At 46.2% G+C, this 16,839-nt stretch carries 18 protein-coding genes; 6 read left to right on the top strand and 12 right to left on the bottom strand.

Features of this window, described 5'->3' with window-relative positions:
• Positions 1-126: 126 nt before the first annotated feature.
• The gene (locus J2S00_RS14145; RefSeq protein WP_307341066.1) at positions 127-1,071 is read left to right on the top strand and encodes an LLM class oxidoreductase; all 945 of its coding nucleotides are present in this window, start codon (positions 127-129) and stop codon (positions 1,069-1,071) included.
• A gap of 102 nt (positions 1,072-1,173) precedes the next feature.
• Here J2S00_RS14145 and rlmD (J2S00_RS14150) read toward each other — a convergent pair whose 3' ends face one another.
• From rlmD (J2S00_RS14150) to rlmD (J2S00_RS14160), 3 genes are all read right to left on the bottom strand, one after another.
• Positions 1,174-2,565 carry a 23S rRNA (uracil(1939)-C(5))-methyltransferase RlmD gene (gene rlmD / locus J2S00_RS14150; RefSeq protein WP_307341068.1) on the bottom strand — a complete coding sequence of 464 codons (1,392 nt, stop codon included), beginning with the start codon at positions 2,563-2,565 and terminating at the stop codon, positions 1,174-1,176.
• 89 nt (positions 2,566-2,654) lie between these two features.
• Positions 2,655-2,906, bottom strand: coding sequence for a cupin domain-containing protein (locus J2S00_RS14155; protein WP_307341070.1), 252 nt, complete (start codon positions 2,904-2,906; stop codon positions 2,655-2,657).
• A 3-nt stretch (positions 2,907-2,909) separates the two neighbouring features.
• Positions 2,910-4,295 carry a 23S rRNA (uracil(1939)-C(5))-methyltransferase RlmD gene (rlmD, locus tag J2S00_RS14160; protein WP_307341072.1) on the bottom strand — a complete coding sequence of 462 codons (1,386 nt, stop codon included), beginning with the start codon at positions 4,293-4,295 and terminating at the stop codon, positions 2,910-2,912.
• Positions 4,296-4,545: 250 nt separating this feature from the next.
• On the opposite strand from rlmD (J2S00_RS14160), the gene J2S00_RS14165 reads away from it, so the two are divergent.
• Positions 4,546-4,701, top strand: a complete 156-nt coding sequence (locus tag J2S00_RS14165) for an FbpB family small basic protein (RefSeq protein WP_307341074.1) — start codon at positions 4,546-4,548, stop codon at positions 4,699-4,701.
• A 113-nt stretch (positions 4,702-4,814) separates the two neighbouring features.
• On the opposite strand, the gene J2S00_RS14170 is transcribed toward J2S00_RS14165, so the two are convergent.
• From J2S00_RS14170 to J2S00_RS14195, 6 genes are all read right to left on the bottom strand, one after another.
• Complete coding sequence (locus tag J2S00_RS14170) at positions 4,815-5,537, bottom strand: amino acid ABC transporter ATP-binding protein (RefSeq protein WP_307341076.1); 723 nt, start codon at positions 5,535-5,537, stop codon at positions 4,815-4,817.
• Positions 5,534-6,241: an amino acid ABC transporter permease gene (locus J2S00_RS14175; protein WP_307341079.1), complete on the bottom strand. Its 708-nt coding sequence runs from the start codon at positions 6,239-6,241 to the stop codon at positions 5,534-5,536. Before J2S00_RS14175 ends, J2S00_RS14170 begins: the two co-directional genes overlap by 4 nt.
• A gap of 122 nt (positions 6,242-6,363) precedes the next feature.
• Positions 6,364-7,203 carry a basic amino acid ABC transporter substrate-binding protein gene (locus J2S00_RS14180; RefSeq protein ID WP_307341080.1) on the bottom strand — a complete coding sequence of 280 codons (840 nt, stop codon included), beginning with the start codon at positions 7,201-7,203 and terminating at the stop codon, positions 6,364-6,366.
• 268 nt (positions 7,204-7,471) lie between these two features.
• Positions 7,472-8,269: a carbon-nitrogen hydrolase family protein gene (locus J2S00_RS14185; protein ID WP_307341081.1), complete on the bottom strand. Its 798-nt coding sequence runs from the start codon at positions 8,267-8,269 to the stop codon at positions 7,472-7,474.
• Positions 8,270-8,310: 41 nt separating this feature from the next.
• Positions 8,311-9,207, bottom strand: a complete 897-nt coding sequence (locus J2S00_RS14190; RefSeq protein ID WP_307341083.1) for a DUF1002 domain-containing protein — start codon at positions 9,205-9,207, stop codon at positions 8,311-8,313.
• A gap of 220 nt (positions 9,208-9,427) precedes the next feature.
• A complete protein-coding gene (locus tag J2S00_RS14195) occupies positions 9,428-10,315 on the bottom strand; it encodes a diacylglycerol kinase (protein ID WP_307341085.1) in 888 nt (295 codons plus the stop codon).
• A 298-nt stretch (positions 10,316-10,613) separates the two neighbouring features.
• Between J2S00_RS14195 and J2S00_RS14200 the strand changes: the two genes are divergently transcribed.
• From J2S00_RS14200 to J2S00_RS14215, 4 genes are read left to right on the top strand one after another with little or no spacing between them, the layout of a single operon-like run.
• Positions 10,614-11,423, top strand: a complete 810-nt coding sequence (locus J2S00_RS14200) for a sensor histidine kinase (RefSeq protein ID WP_307341087.1) — start codon at positions 10,614-10,616, stop codon at positions 11,421-11,423.
• A 29-nt stretch (positions 11,424-11,452) separates the two neighbouring features.
• Positions 11,453-12,718: a hypothetical protein gene (locus J2S00_RS14205; RefSeq protein WP_307341088.1), complete on the top strand. Its 1,266-nt coding sequence runs from the start codon at positions 11,453-11,455 to the stop codon at positions 12,716-12,718.
• Positions 12,719-12,734: 16 nt separating this feature from the next.
• On the top strand, positions 12,735-13,325 hold the full coding sequence (locus tag J2S00_RS14210) for an accessory gene regulator ArgB-like protein (RefSeq protein WP_307341090.1): 591 nt from the start codon (positions 12,735-12,737) through the stop codon (positions 13,323-13,325).
• A complete protein-coding gene (locus tag J2S00_RS14215; protein WP_307341092.1) occupies positions 13,309-13,431 on the top strand; it encodes an AgrD family cyclic lactone autoinducer peptide in 123 nt (40 codons plus the stop codon). Before J2S00_RS14210 ends, J2S00_RS14215 begins: the two co-directional genes overlap by 17 nt.
• Positions 13,432-13,527: 96 nt before the next feature.
• On the opposite strand, the gene gatB is transcribed toward J2S00_RS14215, so the two are convergent.
• Genes gatB through gatC form a run of 3 tightly spaced genes read right to left on the bottom strand, consistent with a single transcriptional unit; the run spans position 13,528 to position 16,743 of the window.
• Complete coding sequence (gene gatB, locus J2S00_RS14220; protein ID WP_307341094.1) at positions 13,528-14,961, bottom strand: Asp-tRNA(Asn)/Glu-tRNA(Gln) amidotransferase subunit GatB; 1,434 nt, start codon at positions 14,959-14,961, stop codon at positions 13,528-13,530.
• A gap of 16 nt (positions 14,962-14,977) precedes the next feature.
• On the bottom strand, positions 14,978-16,435 hold the full coding sequence (gatA, locus tag J2S00_RS14225; RefSeq protein ID WP_307341096.1) for an Asp-tRNA(Asn)/Glu-tRNA(Gln) amidotransferase subunit GatA: 1,458 nt from the start codon (positions 16,433-16,435) through the stop codon (positions 14,978-14,980).
• Positions 16,436-16,449: 14 nt separating this feature from the next.
• Entirely contained in the window at positions 16,450-16,743 is a 294-nt protein-coding gene (gene gatC / locus J2S00_RS14230; protein WP_307341098.1) for an Asp-tRNA(Asn)/Glu-tRNA(Gln) amidotransferase subunit GatC, read from the bottom strand.
• Positions 16,744-16,839: the final 96 nt, after the last annotated feature.

Consider the following 16,839-nt stretch of genomic DNA (forward strand, 5'->3'; position numbering starts at 1 on the left):
AAAAAATCCACGTTTACCATTTACGCCCTAAGCATCATTAAAATTTATACCTTGAAGTCATCTTATTTTTATAGTAATATATCGATATTTCTAGATATTTATATATAAAGGTGTGGAGGGATGATGATGAACCGGTTTGATAAGCATAAAGGATATTCACGCATGTTTAAAGAAAGTCATCTCACTCTTGGGTTGTTCTTTCCCATAGAATCATACGAGGGCAGCATTCCAAAAATGGACATTGACCAGCAAATGAAACTGGCCAAAAGAGCAGAAGAGCTCAATTTTGCTGCATTATTCGTCAGGGACGTTCCGTTACATGATCCTTATTTTGGGGATGTGGGCCAAATTTATGATCCTTGGGTCTATTTAGGATATATAGCCGCCCAGACAGACAACATTGCTTTGGGCACGGGAAGTATTATTCTAACCTTGCGTCACCCTTTGCATGTGGCCAAAGCGGCTGCTTCCATCGACCAAATTTCCGGCGAACGCCTGGTTCTCGGGGTGGCAACAGGAGATCGTCCTATCGAATTTCCTGCCTTCTCCGTTGATCCTGAACAGCGTAGTATTTTGTTTCAAGAAGCCATCATGGTCATGAAAAAAGTGTGGAAGGAGAACTTTCCTGCGATCCGATCACCACGGGTTCAGCTGTCGAACGGGGATCTTTTGCCTAAACCGCGCCTGTTGGACATTCCGGTGTTGGTCACTGGTCACAGCTCCCAGTCCGTGGAATGGATTGCTGAAAACAGTGATGGTTGGCTGTACTATCCCCGAAACTTGAGATTCCAAGCGGAACTGATTAAAAATTGGCGTGCTCATACCGGTCAGTTTAAACCGTTCAGTCAATCCTTATATGTAGATTTGACGGAGGATCCGAATCATCCGCCAATCCCTATCCATTTAGGGTTCCGAATCGGGCGCAATCCACTCATTGAATTTATAGAAAGCCTTAAAATGGCGGGTGTGAACCATGTGATTATGAACTTAAAATATGGCCAACGTCCTGTTGAAGAAGTGGTTGAAGAATTAGGGGAAGAAGTTGTTCCGCACTTTCCGGCATTAAGTTAACAACCCTAAGGTCGAAATTCTCGGCCCTAGGGTGCGGACTTAACTGGACGAATAAATGAATAAATCTCCATGAATAGAATAAAGTCTCAATGAATAATGGTACTATCCTTTTCCAACTATCTGCGATACGCACTCCACATGGCTTGTGTGCGGAAACATATCGACCGGCTGGACATACTGAAGACGGAAACCGGATTGAAGGAGCTTGTTGCTATCTTTAGCCAATGTGGAAGGGTTGCAGGAGACGTAGACCAATCGCTTCGGTTTGACGGCAATGATCGTCTCAAGCAACCGTTTATCACAGCCGGTGCGGGGCGGATCGACGACAATCACGTCAGGATGCCAGCCTTCTTTCACCCAGCGGGGCAGCCACGTTTCGGCTTTTCCGACGACGTATTGCACATGAGGAAAGCCGTGTTTTTTCGCATTCGCATTGGCATCGGCGATCGCTTCAGGGGTGACATCCATGCCCCGCACTTCGCTTGCATGCCGGGCAAGCCATAAGCCAATCGTTCCGACTCCGCAGTAGGCGTCGACGACCTTTTCTTTTCCCGTCAACTGAGCCGCTTTTTTCACCTCGTCGTATACCCTGACGGTTTGGGTCGGGTTCAGCTGAAAGAAGGCCCGGGCCGACAGTTCAAATGACAAGTCTCCGAGCGATTCTTGAATGACTTCCTCTCCTGCCAGATGAAGTGTCTCTTCCCCAAAGATTAACGATGTTTTCCTGCCGTTGATATTTTGCATGAGCGATTTCACTTCCGGTAGGCGGCGGCGGATTTCCTCAATCAGCAATTCCTTCTTTGGAAGATGCTTTTCCGTTGTGATTATCACTAATTGCACTTCCCCTGTTTGCACGCCGACCCGCGTCACAATCGTTCGGACAAGGCCGGTTTTCCTGCGTTCATCGTAAATCGGGATGTTTAAGTCTTGCAGGATCGCTTTCATTTCCTGAGTGACGCGATTCGTTGCCGGATGCTGAATAAGGCAATCGGACAGGTCGATCAGCCGATGGGAATTCATCGCATATAAACCGGCGAGGACTTGTTCCTTTTTCTTTTGTACTTGCAGTTGACTTTTGTTGCGATAGTGCCACGGATCATCCATGCCCATCGTGTCACGAAGCGGCAAGCTGCTTCCGGTTAAGTTCGTATAGCGTTCGAACGCCTGGCGTACAATATCCTTTTTCTCGCGAAGCTGGGCATCATACCGCAAATGCTGCAGCTGGCAACCCCCGCACTGATCATACACAGGACAAGGCGGCTTTACCCGTTCCGGCGACGGCTTGCGAACCGTGTGAATCGCCCCCTCTGCATAACCGGGATGAACATTCGTCACTTCCACGACAACTTCTTCACCAGGTAAAGCACCGGGAACAAAGATAACCTTTCGCTTGTAATAGCCGACTCCCTCTCCATTAATGCCCAGTCGTTTTATCGTAAGGGGAATTTTTTGTCCCTTTTCAATTGCAACATCTCTTGTTTTCTCACGTTTCATTTCTTCCACTCCGTCTCTCTTGTTGACTGGTTACCATTATAGCACGCCGTATAAGAAAATTCCTAAACTTACTAGACCCACAATCCTGCTTATTTTTGAAACAGCCCCATGTTCTCTATCATCATGAAGATGATCACGAAATGGAGTGCCACTTGCGATGCAGTCGGATTTTTGCAGCGGTGAGGTTTATCTGCGCGAAAGCGAATCGCCTCGTGCGTATGAAGCTCATACGTTTCTCCATCGACAACACTCTCATCTTTGCGAACAATTGACTTGCGCAAAAGCGATTCCATAAGCCTTTTTTCGACTTGAGCTTTCAATCCTTTGAGCGATGCTGTCACATCTCACTTTATACGTTCCATCAATATTACACACTCCACATGGCTGGTGTGGGGGAACATATCAACGGGTTGTACTTCCCGGGTTTGAAATCCGCCCACTTCCAAAATACGCAGATCCCGCGCCAAGGTAGAAGGGTTACAGGAAACATACACCACCCGCTCCGGTTTCATCTCAATAATGGTCTGCAGCAGAGACTCATCACAGCCCTTACGCGGGGGATCAACGACAATAACATCGGCTTTAATGCCTTGCGCCCGCCACCAAGGGATGATCTTCTCTGCCTCTCCTACGGCAAACTGCACGTTGGTCATCCCATTAAGCCGGGCATTCCGCTTGGCATCGGCCACAGCTTCGGGAACAACTTCCACCCCCAACACCTGCTTTGCTTTTTGAGCCAAAAACAGAGAGATGGTGCCGATGCCGCAATAAGCATCGATCACCGTTTCATACCCTTCTAAACAGGCATACTCCAGGGCTTTTTCATACAATACCTTGGTTTGCACCGGGTTGACCTGAAAGAAGGAGCGGGCTGAAATGGCAAAACGGATATCGCCAATTTTGTCATAGATATAAGGCTCTCCCCACAAAACTTTGCTCTTGTCTCCAAAAATCACATTGGTCCGCTTGATGTTAATATTTTGGACGATGCTTTTCAGATTGGGAAAAGAGGACACCAATTCATCCACTAATTTATTCTGGGCAGGGATGTGCTCTCCATTGGTGATGAGGACAATCATCAATTGACCGGTGGCAAAGCCGTACTTGGCTACCACATGGCGCAACAGACCGCTGTGCTTTTCCTCTTTATAAGCCGGGATCCCCAGGCGCGTGCCGATCTCCTTGACCTTTTGAATGACTTGATCGTGCTGTTCATGCTGAATCAAACAGGCTTTCATATCAATGATGTCATGACTGCGCAGGCGGTAAAATCCGCCGATCAATCCCCCTTCTTCTTCCCCGATCGGCACCTGCGTTTTGTTCCGGTATCGCCATGGTTCCTCCATGCCTAGCACAGGGTGAACGTTAACCTTGTTTAAATCCAAACCGCCAATCCGTTCAAGATCGCTTTTCACCAGCTGTTCCTTATATTTCAGCTGCTCCTCATAGGCTAAATGCTGCAGTTGACAGCCACCACAACGGGCAAAGAGCGGACAGGGCGGTTCCACTCGCGCCGGGCTTTGCTCTAGAATCTCCACCACTTTGGCATAGCCGAAGTTTTTCTTTGTCTTCAAGACCTTTGCTTTCACCACTTCGCCGGGCAAGGCATCTTTGACAAACAGGGTATACCCATCATAACGGCCCACACCCATTGCTTCGTGATTGAGATCATGTATCTTCAGTTCTACTTCATCATTTTTCTGTACCGGCAGCTGTACCTTGGTAGACATGAACTGTTCCCTCTTTCACAAAGCTCTATCCAGTTTTGCCACATACACTCACTTATTATCCTTCACGGATTGTACCATACTTACACAAAGAAACAAACATCTCTACAAAAACTGCATATACATACTAAATTGTTTGAACCTCCCCCACCTACACTTTGTCTTGAGGCCAATTAATTGTTTAAAAATTTAGCATAGTGAGCACACTAATAATAGGATATTAACAGAATACAACTATGAAGGAGGATTAGGTATGGCCAGAAAAAAAGCGGCTCATTCCATTGCCCATTTGATTGACCAGTATAAAGCGGATATCCTGAACAGCAAGGAGTGGCTTGAACAAATCGAAGAAAAGTGGGAAAAAAGAGTGATGCAAAACTCCCACAGCCAACAAGTCCATTCATCATAAACAAGCTTTCAGCCAATCTTAATAACAGCTGAGTCTCTCCGATACTAAAGAGCTGTCCTCCGTGACAGCTCTTTGTTTGTAGGCCTGTATAGGTTTGAACAACAAGCGATTTCCTACAACACCTTACTTAAAAATGCCTGTGTACGGGGATGCTGAGGGTTGCTAAACAGTTGCTGAGGGTCCCCTTCCTCCATAATAACGCCTTGATCCATAAAGATGACCCGGTCCGCCACTTCACGAGCAAAGCCCATTTCATGGGTGACCACAACCATGGTCATCCCTTCCTTGGCCAATTGTTTCATGACCGCCAATACTTCACCGACCATCTCAGGGTCCAAGGCTGACGTGGGTTCATCAAACAGCATCACTTTTGGTTCCATGGCCAACGCTCGGGCAATGGCGACACGCTGTTTTTGTCCCCCTGACAGGGAGTCGGGATAAACCCCCGCTTTCTCCGCTAACCCAACCTTGTTTAAAAGGGCCATCGCTTTTTCCTCTGCCTTTGTCCTCGGCCAGTTTCTCACCTTCATCGGCGCCAACGTAATGTTTTCCAAAACCGTCATATGGGGGAAAAGGTTAAATTGTTGAAAAACCATCCCCACCTCTGTGCGTACTTGATTAATATCGGTTTTTTTATCCGCCAGATCCACCCCGTTAATATACACATGTCCATCCGTAATCGATTCTAAAAGGTTTAGACAGCGCAGAAACGTTGATTTTCCCGACCCGGACGGACCGATAACGACCACTACTTCCTGCGGCCGGATCTCTATGTCGATTCCCTTCAAAACCGCCAGATCACCAAAGGACTTTTTTAGATTGGTCACCTTGATCATTCTGTCTTCATCCTCCGTTCAATGTAGTTCAGCAGATGCGTTAAGCTGAGCGTTAAGGTGAGATAGATCAGCGCTGCCATCAGATAAGGTTCCCATACGGCAAAGTATTGGGCCTGAGCTGCCCTTCCCCAGTACATCAGCTCGGGTACTGCAATGATGGCCCCTAAGGACGACTCCTTTAACAAGATAATAAATTCGTTCCCCAGAGGAGGCACCATCCGCTTAAAGGCCTGGGGCAAAATAATATAGCGCATGGCCTGGGTATGCGTCATGCCCAGTGACCGGGCAGCTTCCATCTGCCCCCGGTCGATGGATTGGATCCCGGCCCGGAAGATTTCGGCAATATAGGCAGCAGAGTTCAAAGCAAGGGCGACAATGATCGAAGCAGTAGAGTTAACGGGACTCATCAACATGGGCATCAGACCGAAATGGATCAGCAAGATCTGGACCAGAAGCGGCGTTCCCCTAAAAAAGTTAATGTACCACACAAAGGGCAGACGGATGAAAAAATTGGAGGACATTTTGCCTAAGCCGATCATCAGGCCTAAAACGGTCCCTACGATCACCCCTGCCAGGGAGATCCAAATCGTCAGCAAAGTGCCTTTAATAAAAAACGGAAGATAAGCGATAATCACATGGAGACGGAAATTAAACGTTTCGGCTAAAAAGGCTTCCACAGACATTAGAACGGTTTCCGGCGACATAAGCATAAAACTCCTTTTAAGTCACTTGATTTATAACCGAAAATGAAGTCCAGGTAGAAAAAGAGCGTAACGCACACACGTTACGCCAACCCATAGGAGCAACCCACAGCCGTTAGCTTGCCCTATTCCGCATTTAAGAGAGTTTCAACATCTGGCGTTGTACCAAACCATTTTTCATAAATTTCAGCATAAGTCCCGCTTTCAATAACGGTTGTTAAGGCTTCATTGAAAATCTCTACCAGTTCACTACCTTTAGGGAACATGAGGCCATAGAATTCGGATTCGAAGTTCTCCGGATCTTCAATGCCTACGAAATTATCATTGGGGTTGTTCTTCAGGTATTCGTTCACCACGGCGTTGTCAGTGACAACGGCCTCAACATCTCCGTTTTTCAGGGCCATAATTGCGACAGCAGAGCTTTCATACTTCAAAATATCGGAATGGTTTTCACCGAGGATTTTTTCCACGGCAAATTGTCCCGTCGTCCCGTTTTGTACCCCTACTTTTTTACCGACTAAGTCAGTGGCGCTTTTGATATCGGAATCCTCAGGGACGAGAATCATGTGGGTGGATTCATAATAGGGACGGGTAAAATCATAGCTTTCTATGCGGTCATCGGTAATGGTAATGCCTGAGATAGCCAGGTCCACTTCTCCATTTTGCACGGCAACAAAGAGGGGATCCCAACCCAAATTGCGCACTTCATGCTCGAATCCCGCTTCCTCCATTACAGCCGCTAACAAGTCAATGTCAAAACCGACAATTTCTCCTTTGTCCAAGAACTCAAACGGGGCAAAAGCAGCTTCTGTGCCGACGATTAATTGCTGTTTTTCCTCTACAGCTGTTTCACTATTTTCCTCTCCAGCTGCTTCATTGGTGTCTGCCGGCTGGCCTGAACCGCAAGCAGCCAACAGCGCTGTTAAAACTAAAAACACCAGACCCAACCATAACGATTTTTTCATCTCATTTCCCCCTTGTATCATTCTTTTAATTTCCGACTCTGCTCATGCTCATCTCTATTCTTTCTGTCTATGTCTATATAGTATAGTATTAATAGTATTAAGAATGCAAAATGTATAAGAACTGTATATTTAAAAGACTATGTTTATATCTATGCCACAACTAGATTTAACCATAGAACAAGCATTTTCTCAATACTTTTTTATGGACAAAAGTTTGCCAATAGAACAAAAAAGCCAGCCCAGAGGCCGGAACACATGGGAATAACGCTTATTTAAGCTGCCCGCCCGGAATAAAGGCTGACGGATAATCACTGAAATAGGGAATGTGTTGCCGGGCGCCCTTGACCAATGACGGATCAAAAGGCGCAAGGATGATTTCTTCCCTGTCAGAGCCAGATTCTGTGATCACCTGTCCCCACGGGTTGACCAACCTGCTTCGGCCGCATGCCCTGCTTCCGGCGGCATTTACCCCCAGTACATAACATAGATTGTCCAGGGCCCGGGCTCTGGTTTGAATCTCCCAGCGGGGTTCCGCTGTTTTGCTCCAGACGGAAGGACAGATGATCAGCTGCGCTCCCTTCAGGGCCAGTAAGCGGGCCGGTTCAGGAAACTCCAAATCGTAACAAATCAGGACGCCCACAAGCCCCAGAGCCGTCTCAAACACCTGGTAATCCAACGGACCCGCAGAGAAAGCCTCCTTTTCCTGTCCCCATAATAATGATTTGCGCTGAACCCCCAACACTGCCCCGTCATTATTAATCACTGCAGCCGAAATATACAAGCGGTTCCCGTCACGGGCATCCTGTTCGGGAAACGGGACTATCAACACCGTCTGCAGTTCTCTGGCCAAAGCTTGAAACTGCTGCACGGTCGGGCCGGAGACTGGTTCAGCATAGCGCCGGAAAAGGGCAGGTTCCAGATCATATCCGGTCACCCACAGTTCCGGCAGCACAATCAGTTGGGCACCCCGTGCATGGGCTTCCCGGACCATGTTATCTGCCTTCTTCCTGTTGCGTTCAACTTGGCCAACGTGAGGTGCCATTTGGATGGCGGCCACTGTAGCCATGGCAGATCCCCCGTTCTGTGCTCAACGGAGAGTCGAGCAGCTTAACTTGAAAAGACATCTTTTAATCTTTCAAAGAAGGCAATGATTACATCGAGAACTTTACGCAAGAAATTGCGGGTTTCTTCCCGGTCCAAAATCTCATTTAAGTTATCCCGAATATTTTTGAGCTGGTTGCTGACTTGCTCCCAGTTGATATCCAGGCTTTTAAGACGCTTTAGCAAATGTACTAGTGCATCGATATCCTCTTCTGTAAGTTCAATGCCCAGTTCTGCGGCGATCTCCCGAATCAGATTACGGTAATCTTCATCGGTTTCCAGCTTGGTGTCAGCCAATCTTTCTTTAAGCCGTCTCATCAGTTCGGCCGCTTCTTCTGAGCCGATCTTATCGGCCAGTTCGGCCGTTGTGACCATTTCCTCGTTGGCCACTTGCTTCTGTTCTTCGTCAATTTCAATATCTGCTGCTGCCTCAAAGGCTTTGATGATCCCCGTCAGACCGGCTGTGCCACTGACACCAAATGGGGCCGTCACATACACATCAGCATCCTGGATGCCGGCCGTGGCCATGGCATTGGCATACATTTCTTCTGTAACCCAATCAATGTTGTTGGTGCTGACTGTGAGGCCAGCCCCTTCTTCCAGAAGCGTAATCCTGGCAGAAGAGATGGCCCGTGTGCCAATCGTCTTTTCATCAATATACTGACCGAGATATTGATGTTCCTCCTGATTGGATACGTAGATAATTTCCACATCTTCACCAACACCCATTTCAGCCAAAATTTGTTGGCGTTGCTCCTGGGTCAGGTTCTCACCAAGGGTCACCACTGTTTCCCCGGTGATGGCATCAGCAGAAACCGGCAGGACAAAACTAAACACCAGCAAAGTGAATAAAGCCAAACTTGCAAGCCATTTTTTATAAGGCTTTTCCATCATCCATAACATGGGTTGTCCCTCCTTAATTCCAATAAAATGAAACACATGTTAGCGTTTTTCTTCCCTTGTCTAATCTCTTATATTCGCCCCGTTTTCTTTTCTTTATGGGGGAAAAATGCGGCTAAAACCACCCTCCCATTCTATTTTTCCCACTAAAGGGCTTCTATAATCTATGTCTATTAACTTTTGCTTTCAATTATACATGCTTGTCTCATATTTGTGAGCAGGATTAGCCCGGGGTGCGCAAAACCAGGTGTTTATGCAGCACTTTAAAATGGCTGGGTAACGTTCCTCCCCGCTCACCGTCCAAGTTCAGCTGGACGGGATCAAGAGAGGTGACTTTCAGTTCAGCTGTTTGAAAGTAAATCACACGGGGATCATGAATATGCTCCCCCCTGATGACTTGCGTGGCAATCTTCAGAAACTCAGGCATGGTTGTTTTGCGTACCACCAGCACATCAAAGTAGCCGTCGTTCATCACTGCCTGGGGGGCCAGTTTCTCAAAGCCCCCCACCGAATGGCTGTTGGTGACTAAAAACAGCATAATCTCTTCATCAATGACCCGTTTGGGAGAGGTGATGGTTACCCGGGTGGGCTTCAACCAGGCCAGTTTTTCGATACCCTTGACATAGTAAGCCAATTGGCCAAACATTGTTTTGAGCCGGCTGGGCACTTCGTAAGTGAGCTCGGTGAGCGTCCCTCCGCCGGCAATATTGACAAAATACTGCCGGTTCACTTTGCCCACGTCAATGCTGGTGGTTTTTCCTTTAATAATGACATCACAGGCCGCTTCAAAATCTTTGGGAATACCCAGCGCACGAGCAAAATCATTTGTAGTGCCAGCTGGGATAATCCCCAGTTGGGGACGGTGTTTTTTTTCAGCCAAGCCATTGACTACTTCATTGACGGTACCGTCTCCCCCTGCAGCAATCACCAGGTCATAACGGCGCTGAACGGCAGTCTCGGCTGCCCGTATGGCATCTCCCGCACCGGTGGTGGCATGACAGGAGGCTTCGTACCCGGCTCTTTCCAGCTTCTCCAGTATGCTTGGTATGTATTTGCGGAACAGCTCCCGCCCTGCCGAAGGATTGTAAATGATGCGTGCCCGTTTATACATAGTAGACGCTCCTCGTGTTCAAAAGGTTTCAGTGCTCCACACAGCACGCAAAACAAATAGAAAAATACCTTCACTACGCTATCCTTATCATACTCGAATTGGTAAGGCTTGTCATCATTGTATGCGTACAGTATGCTCGCTGTGCCTTGAACCGAATCCGATTTCATGTTTAAAAAAATTTCTTCTCCGAAGAAGGAATGTCAAAAGTTTTATCGAACTATAAAAATATCCTAATTACACCAACCTATCTTTGTCTCATCCAGATGCAGTCACTATTTATTCCAATTAGGAGTTCCCTATGAACATTCCATTTATTAAAAAATACTTACAAAAATGGCACAACAAATTAACGAAAAAAAGTAAAGAAAAAGCAACCCACGAAAGTGGTGCTGACACAGAAACGAAACCCGTTCAACCTGAAGATTACCATACAGTCATTGGTCGTATGGCCGCTTTTTTCGCTCACGAAATACGCAACCCTTTGACAACGATTATCGGTTTTTCTCAGTTTTTAGAACAGGATCCGCACATCAAATCAGAGCCTCACATCTCTCAATATATTTCTATTATTAAGGAAGAAGCCATACGCATGGAGTCCTTAATTCAAGAACTGCTGACTTTGTCAAAGTCTCATTTAAACCAAGACAACCTGTCCATTATTGATGTAAAAAGCAGTGTTGAAAAAATTGTCGCCATCTATTCCATGCAGACCCAAAATGACAATATCCGCTTCATTACCTCTTTAGCAGACGAAGTGTATATTACGGGAAACACTGTACGTTTTGAAAGATTGCTGATCAATTTAGTCAAAAATGCAGTCGAAGCCATTAAAAACGATGGAACGATTGAAGTCAGTGTTGCAAAAGAAAACGACACTGTATTACTCTCAATTATTGACAGCGGTCCGGGATTTGCACCTGACCAGCTTGAGCAAGTCTTCTATCCCTTCTTTACCACCAAAGAAACCGGAACAGGATTGGGATTGCCGATATGCAAGGCGATTACCGAAACGTTAGGTGGTACAATCACCATTGAAAATCATCCCACCAAAGGCGCTCACGTGAAAATGGAATTTCCCTTAAGCCGACAAGTTGCGAACAAAAGTTGAATATTTCCGTTGAGAGATAGGAGATAGCCATGAATCATCTGTTAGTGTTTTACTTAGTATCAGTAGTAGAATGGATTGCCCTTTTATCCTTTCCAATTATTTTATTAGGATATCACTATCAGAAATATATCAAAAGAATTACCCTCATTGCTTTAATCATAAGTTTATTCTCTTTACTTCTACGGCTCACTTCCTTACATCTATTTGTTATTATTGCATCCCAAATAATAATTCTCATATTTTTAAAAAAATTATTCTATAAATCAAATTATTTGGAGTCCCTTGTACTGACCGGAATTGGCTACGGTTTTTATGTTTTTCTTCATCTGTTAATAGCGGAAGTAATCATATCTTTATCATCATACAATTATTTCGAGTTACTCTTCTCCAATATTAAATACTTCCACCAAAGTATAACTGCACTTTTGGTGCTAACAATTTGTTATTTAGTACATAAAAACCATTACCACTTGTTGGAGTTTCGTGACAATTTAAAAGCCCAAAAGCATGAAAAGCAATTTAAAACGATCATTATTACAATTTCTTTGCTCACATTTATCTTTATTTGCCTTGCTGCTTTTACAATGCTGAATGATGAATTAAATTTCCGGTACCCTTTCGTATTGTCTTGTATTATCGTGTTATTTATCATCTTATCGATTTATCTGATCCTGCATACCCAATTTCAGAGAAAACGCTTGCTTGAAGCCAAGAAGTTTTATCTTGATCAGGAACAACAAGTGGCCACAATAGTGGAAAAGCTAAAAAAAGACTATATTGGTCATTTTCAAGCCCTGTTAAAGCTTTGTGAGCGCAATTCCGCTCAACTCATTAAAGACTATGTTGAGAAACGCCGTCTACATATCGATTCATCATTTTTATCAAAAGGAAGTTTCCTTGCAAATGTGGAATCCGTTGATGAACTGCTTTATGCTTTTTTGGTAAACAAACGCAAATTAGCAGATTTATTAGGGATAACTCTTATTGTAACTGCTGATAGTCAATGCGATGTTCCCGTCTCATTCAAGCAAATTCGTTATTTAAGTACCATTATAGATGAGTTGCTGTTTCTCCATTATCAAGCTTCTAACGACAAGGAGAAAGAGCTTCACTTTCAGATTCAAAAACTAGAAGAAGGCATTCGTTTTCAGATAGTCAGCGATCTGATAGTTAGTGAGGAGCAGAGTGCGAGCTTGAAACTTTTCGACGTCATGTTTCAATTCGAAAAAGATAATGCCACAGTTCAATCCGTCTTAAGCCCAGTGCAACTCTCCATTTTCTGTCCGTTATATTAACAAAGAGGTGTGTACCATGTTTGAAAAGTGGGCTGTAACTGCCGCCGACTACATTAAAAAAGCCAACCCGGAAGAAACGGAACCTCATGACGTCCTTGTTTTTGGCTTTACGATCTTGTTTAATGTATTGTTTACATTGTTCCTTTTATTCTGTATTGGCTGGCTGTTGGAGGTCCCCTTCCTTGTCCTGCAAGTTGCTCTATCCTTTATGATCGTCCGTATCCTGACTGGGGGCGCCCATTTGGATCATTCTCTCGCCTGCTCACTAGCAAGTATACTGTATATTTTAGTGTCCCTTTTACTTCCAATTAACGACTTATTGATGAACAGTTACTTTGCCGCCACCATCCTGTTGCTCCTTCGCTATGCTCCCTATTATGAACCTCACCAGTTGAAACATTCACAACAATGGGAGCGCAAAAAAAAATTGTTAGCAATTATATGGGTGATCATCAGCATCGTGCTCTATCACTTCTTCCTTCAGCCCGGGTTGCTCTTCGGTGCTCTGCTGCAAGCGTTGTCACTAACCCCGGCTGGGATTAATCTCACCCATATGTTGAATACAATGCTTGCCAAAGGAGGTGAAAACCATGAAAAAAACAGCTAAATGCATCTCAAAAATGACCCTTGCTCTTTCCAAAGTGTTTGTTAATGCCTCCAGCCCATTTACTCATGCTCCCAAAATACCTGAAAGCCTAAAGAAAACGAAATAATACTACCAGCCTGAACAACAACACTAACGCGGCTGCCCCCATCCATTGCATCGTATGGTGGGGACAGCCGCGCTTTCTTTTCTCAAGGAAAAATTTTTACCGTTTGGCAATTTCCTCACGCAACAATTTGTTGACCAGTTGCGGATTGGCTTTACCTTTGGTTTCTTTCATCACTTGGCCCACCAAAAAGCCGATGGCCCGGTCCTTGCCGTTTTTGAAATCCGTAACAGATTGCGGGTTGTTGTCAATGACCGCATTGACAATCTTGGCCAGCTCTCCTTCATCGGAGATTTGAACCAGCCCTTTCTCTTTCACGATCGTTTCCGGGTCGCCGCCCTTTTCCACCAGTTCGGCAAAGACCTGCTTGGCAATTTTGCTGCTGATGGTGCCTTTTTCAATCAAGGCAATCATTTTGCCCAACTGTTCAGGCTTGAGGGCCGTTTCATCCAGTTCTTTGTGCTGGGCGTTCAAATAGCCCAGCACATCCCCCATCATCCAGTTGGCCACCAGTTTGGGATCCTCACAATACTTAGTGGCTTTTTCAAAGAAATCAGCCAGAGATTTTTGAGCAGTCAAGACACCCGCATCGTAGTCAGACAAGCCGTATTGTTCCATATAGCGTGCTTTCCTGGCGTCGGGTAATTCCGGGATGGTGGCCTTCACTTCATCCAGGAGCTCCTGGGTGATCTCCACCTTTACCAGGTCAGGCTCTGGGAAGTAGCGGTAGTCATGGGCTTCTTCTTTGCCGCGCATTTTAACCGTTTCACCTGTGGCTTCATTCCAGCGGCGGGTCTCCTGTTCCACCTGGCCCCCGGCGCGAATCACTTCTTCCTGGCGGCGTGCTTCATATTCCAACGCTTTTTGCACCCCGCGGAAGGTGTTCATGTTTTTCAGCTCGGTGCGGATGCCAAATTCCTTTTGTCCGACTGGGCGGATGGAAATGTTGGCATCACAGCGCAGAGAGCCCTGCTCCATTTTACAATCGGAGACTTCAGTATATTGCAGAATGGCCTTCAATTTCTCCAGATAGGCATAACCTTCCTCAGGGGAACGGATATCCGGTTCAGAGACGATCTCAATCAGCGGTGTTCCCACCCGGTTATAGTCTACCAGGGAGTAGTTCTCACCGGAAACATGGGTCAACTTACCGGCGTCTTCTTCCAGGTGCAAACGTTTGATGCCGATCCGTTTCTTGTGGCCATTCACCTCAATCTCCAGCCAGCCGTTTTGGCCGATGGGCTGGTCATATTGAGAAATTTGGTACGCTTTGGGCAAGTCCGGATAAAAATAGTTCTTGCGGTCAAACTTGGTTTCAGTGGCAATTTCACAGTTGAGGGCCAAAGCCGCTTTGATGGCATACTCCAATGCTTTCTGGTTTAAGACAGGCAATACCCCTGGATGTCCTAAACAGATGGGACATGTGTGCGTGTTCGGGGGTGCGCCAAATGTGGTGCGGCAGCCGCAAAAAATTTTGGTTTCAGTGGATAATTCGGCATGCACTTCCAAGCCAATGACGGTTTCAAACTTCATCTTCTCAACCCCCCTTTTACAGTTGTGGACGTGCTTGATGATGTTCGGTATGTTGTTCATAAGCATGAGCGACACGCAAAATGGTGGATTCAGCAAAGGCTTTGCCAATAATCTGCAAGCCAACGGGCAAGCCCTTGCTGTCAAATCCGCACGGTACGCTGATCGCTGGCACGCCGGCCAGATTAACGGGGCAAGTGAGAATGTCTTCTACATACATGGTCAGCGGATCATCCACTTTCTCCCCGATTTTCCACGCTGTAGTCGGTGTTGTTGGACCGACAATGACATCATATGTCTCAAACAGCTGCTCAAAGTCTTGCTTAATTAAGGTGCGCACCTGCTGTGCTTTCTTATAATAGGCGTCATAATATCCCGAGCTTAACGAATATGTACCCAACATAATGCGCCGTTTCACTTCGGCGCCAAAACCTTGGCTGCGGGTTTCTTTGTACATATCGAGCAAATTCTCCGCCTGGTCAGCCCTTACGCCATAGCGCACGCCATCATAGCGGGCTAAGTTGGATGAGGCTTCAGAGGAAGCGATAATATAGTAAGCCGGAATGACATAATCGGAATGTGGCAGGGAAACTTCCTCCCAAGTGGCACCCAGGCTTTCCAACACATTAAGTGCCTCCAACACTTTTTCCCGAACCTCAGGATCGATGCCTTCTCCCATATACTCTTTGGGCACAGCTATTTTCAGACCGGACACATCATCTGTTAATGCAGATACATAGTCAGGCACATCCACCTTGGCCGAGGTAGAGTCATGTTTGTCATAGCCGGCAATCACTTGCAGCACATAAGCCGCATCTTCTACATTTTTGGTGACCGGCCCGATTTGATCCAACGACGAAGCAAAGGCGACCAAACCAAAACGGGAGACCAATCCATAAGTTGGCTTAAGGCCAACAACCCCGCAAAAAGCAGCTGGCTGGCGAATGGATCCCCCTGTATCAGAGCCGAGGGCAAAATAGACTTCACCCGCCGCCACACTGGCCGCTGAACCGCCGCTGGAGCCGCCGGGGACATAGTCGGTATTCCACGGGTTGCGTACAGGTGCGAATGCTGAGTTTTCATTTGATGAACCCATGGCAAACTCATCCATGTTGAGTTTGCCCACCATGACAGCTTGGGCCTCATTCAGCTTGTCCACCACAGTGGCATTGTACACCGGGACAAAATTAGCCAGGATTTTGCTGGCACAGGTGGTTTTGACACCCTTGGTGGACATATTATCCTTAATCCCCATGGGCAAGCCAAATAAGAGACCGGTTTCATCTTCACCGGCCAGGTTGTCCAACTGCCTTGCTCTGTCTAGGGCACCTTCTTCGTCAAGGGTAATGAATGCATTGAGCTGTCCATCCACTTCCTTGATCCTTTGCAGTGAAGCATCGACAAGCTCACTGACACTCAGTTGCTTGTTGCGTAGTTGTTGATGTATCTCTCGAATACGCAGGTCAAAAACTGACATCGTCTTCCTCCTCTCTATTCTTCCAGGACGCTTGGCACTTTTACCTGGCCATCTTGGTGCTCAGCCGTGTTTTTTAACGCTTCTTCAACTGGCAATGATTCATGGGGCACATCGTCTCTCATGACATTGACGAGCGGTAAGACATGACTGGTAGGTTCCACATTGTCCGTGTCCAGTTCATTTAACTTTTGAGCAAAATTAAGGATGCTGTCCAGCTGTTTGGTAAACTGTTCTTTCTCTTCTTCCGTTAAGTTTAATCGGGCTAAACGGGCTACATGCTCCACTTCCTGTTTGCTAATCGTACTCATCTTGACACCCCCAGCAAGATTGTCCATAAACATGATAATAGCAGAGAAAATAGGCAGATTCAAGCAAACAACTAATCTAACATCCCCCCTTTCTCT

This window comes from Caldalkalibacillus uzonensis, from assembly GCF_030814135.1.
Lineage (GTDB): Bacteria > Bacillota > Bacilli > Caldalkalibacillales > Caldalkalibacillaceae > Caldalkalibacillus > Caldalkalibacillus uzonensis.

Coding starts and splice junctions, on each gene's coding strand:
- J2S00_RS14145 (WP_307341066.1), top strand. CDS start 127: ATGAACCGGTTTGATAAGCATAAAGGATATTCACGCATGTTTAAAGAA.
- rlmD (WP_307341068.1), bottom strand. CDS start 2,565: ATGAAACGTGAGAAAACAAGAGATGTTGCAATTGAAAAGGGACAAAAA.
- rlmD (WP_307341072.1), bottom strand. CDS start 4,295: ATGTCTACCAAGGTACAGCTGCCGGTACAGAAAAATGATGAAGTAGAA.
- J2S00_RS14165 (WP_307341074.1), top strand. CDS start 4,546: ATGGCCAGAAAAAAAGCGGCTCATTCCATTGCCCATTTGATTGACCAG.
- J2S00_RS14170 (WP_307341076.1), bottom strand. CDS start 5,537: ATGATCAAGGTGACCAATCTAAAAAAGTCCTTTGGTGATCTGGCGGTT.
- J2S00_RS14175 (WP_307341079.1), bottom strand. CDS start 6,241: ATGTCGCCGGAAACCGTTCTAATGTCTGTGGAAGCCTTTTTAGCCGAA.
- J2S00_RS14180 (WP_307341080.1), bottom strand. CDS start 7,203: ATGAAAAAATCGTTATGGTTGGGTCTGGTGTTTTTAGTTTTAACAGCG.
- J2S00_RS14185 (WP_307341081.1), bottom strand. CDS start 8,269: ATGGCTACAGTGGCCGCCATCCAAATGGCACCTCACGTTGGCCAAGTT.
- J2S00_RS14190 (WP_307341083.1), bottom strand. CDS start 9,207: ATGTTATGGATGATGGAAAAGCCTTATAAAAAATGGCTTGCAAGTTTG.
- J2S00_RS14195 (WP_307341085.1), bottom strand. CDS start 10,315: ATGTATAAACGGGCACGCATCATTTACAATCCTTCGGCAGGGCGGGAG.
- J2S00_RS14200 (WP_307341087.1), top strand. CDS start 10,614: ATGAACATTCCATTTATTAAAAAATACTTACAAAAATGGCACAACAAA.
- J2S00_RS14205 (WP_307341088.1), top strand. CDS start 11,453: ATGAATCATCTGTTAGTGTTTTACTTAGTATCAGTAGTAGAATGGATT.
- J2S00_RS14210 (WP_307341090.1), top strand. CDS start 12,735: ATGTTTGAAAAGTGGGCTGTAACTGCCGCCGACTACATTAAAAAAGCC.
- J2S00_RS14215 (WP_307341092.1), top strand. CDS start 13,309: ATGAAAAAAACAGCTAAATGCATCTCAAAAATGACCCTTGCTCTTTCC.
- gatB (WP_307341094.1), bottom strand. CDS start 14,961: ATGAAGTTTGAAACCGTCATTGGCTTGGAAGTGCATGCCGAATTATCC.
- gatA (WP_307341096.1), bottom strand. CDS start 16,435: ATGTCAGTTTTTGACCTGCGTATTCGAGAGATACATCAACAACTACGC.
- gatC (WP_307341098.1), bottom strand. CDS start 16,743: ATGAGTACGATTAGCAAACAGGAAGTGGAGCATGTAGCCCGTTTAGCC.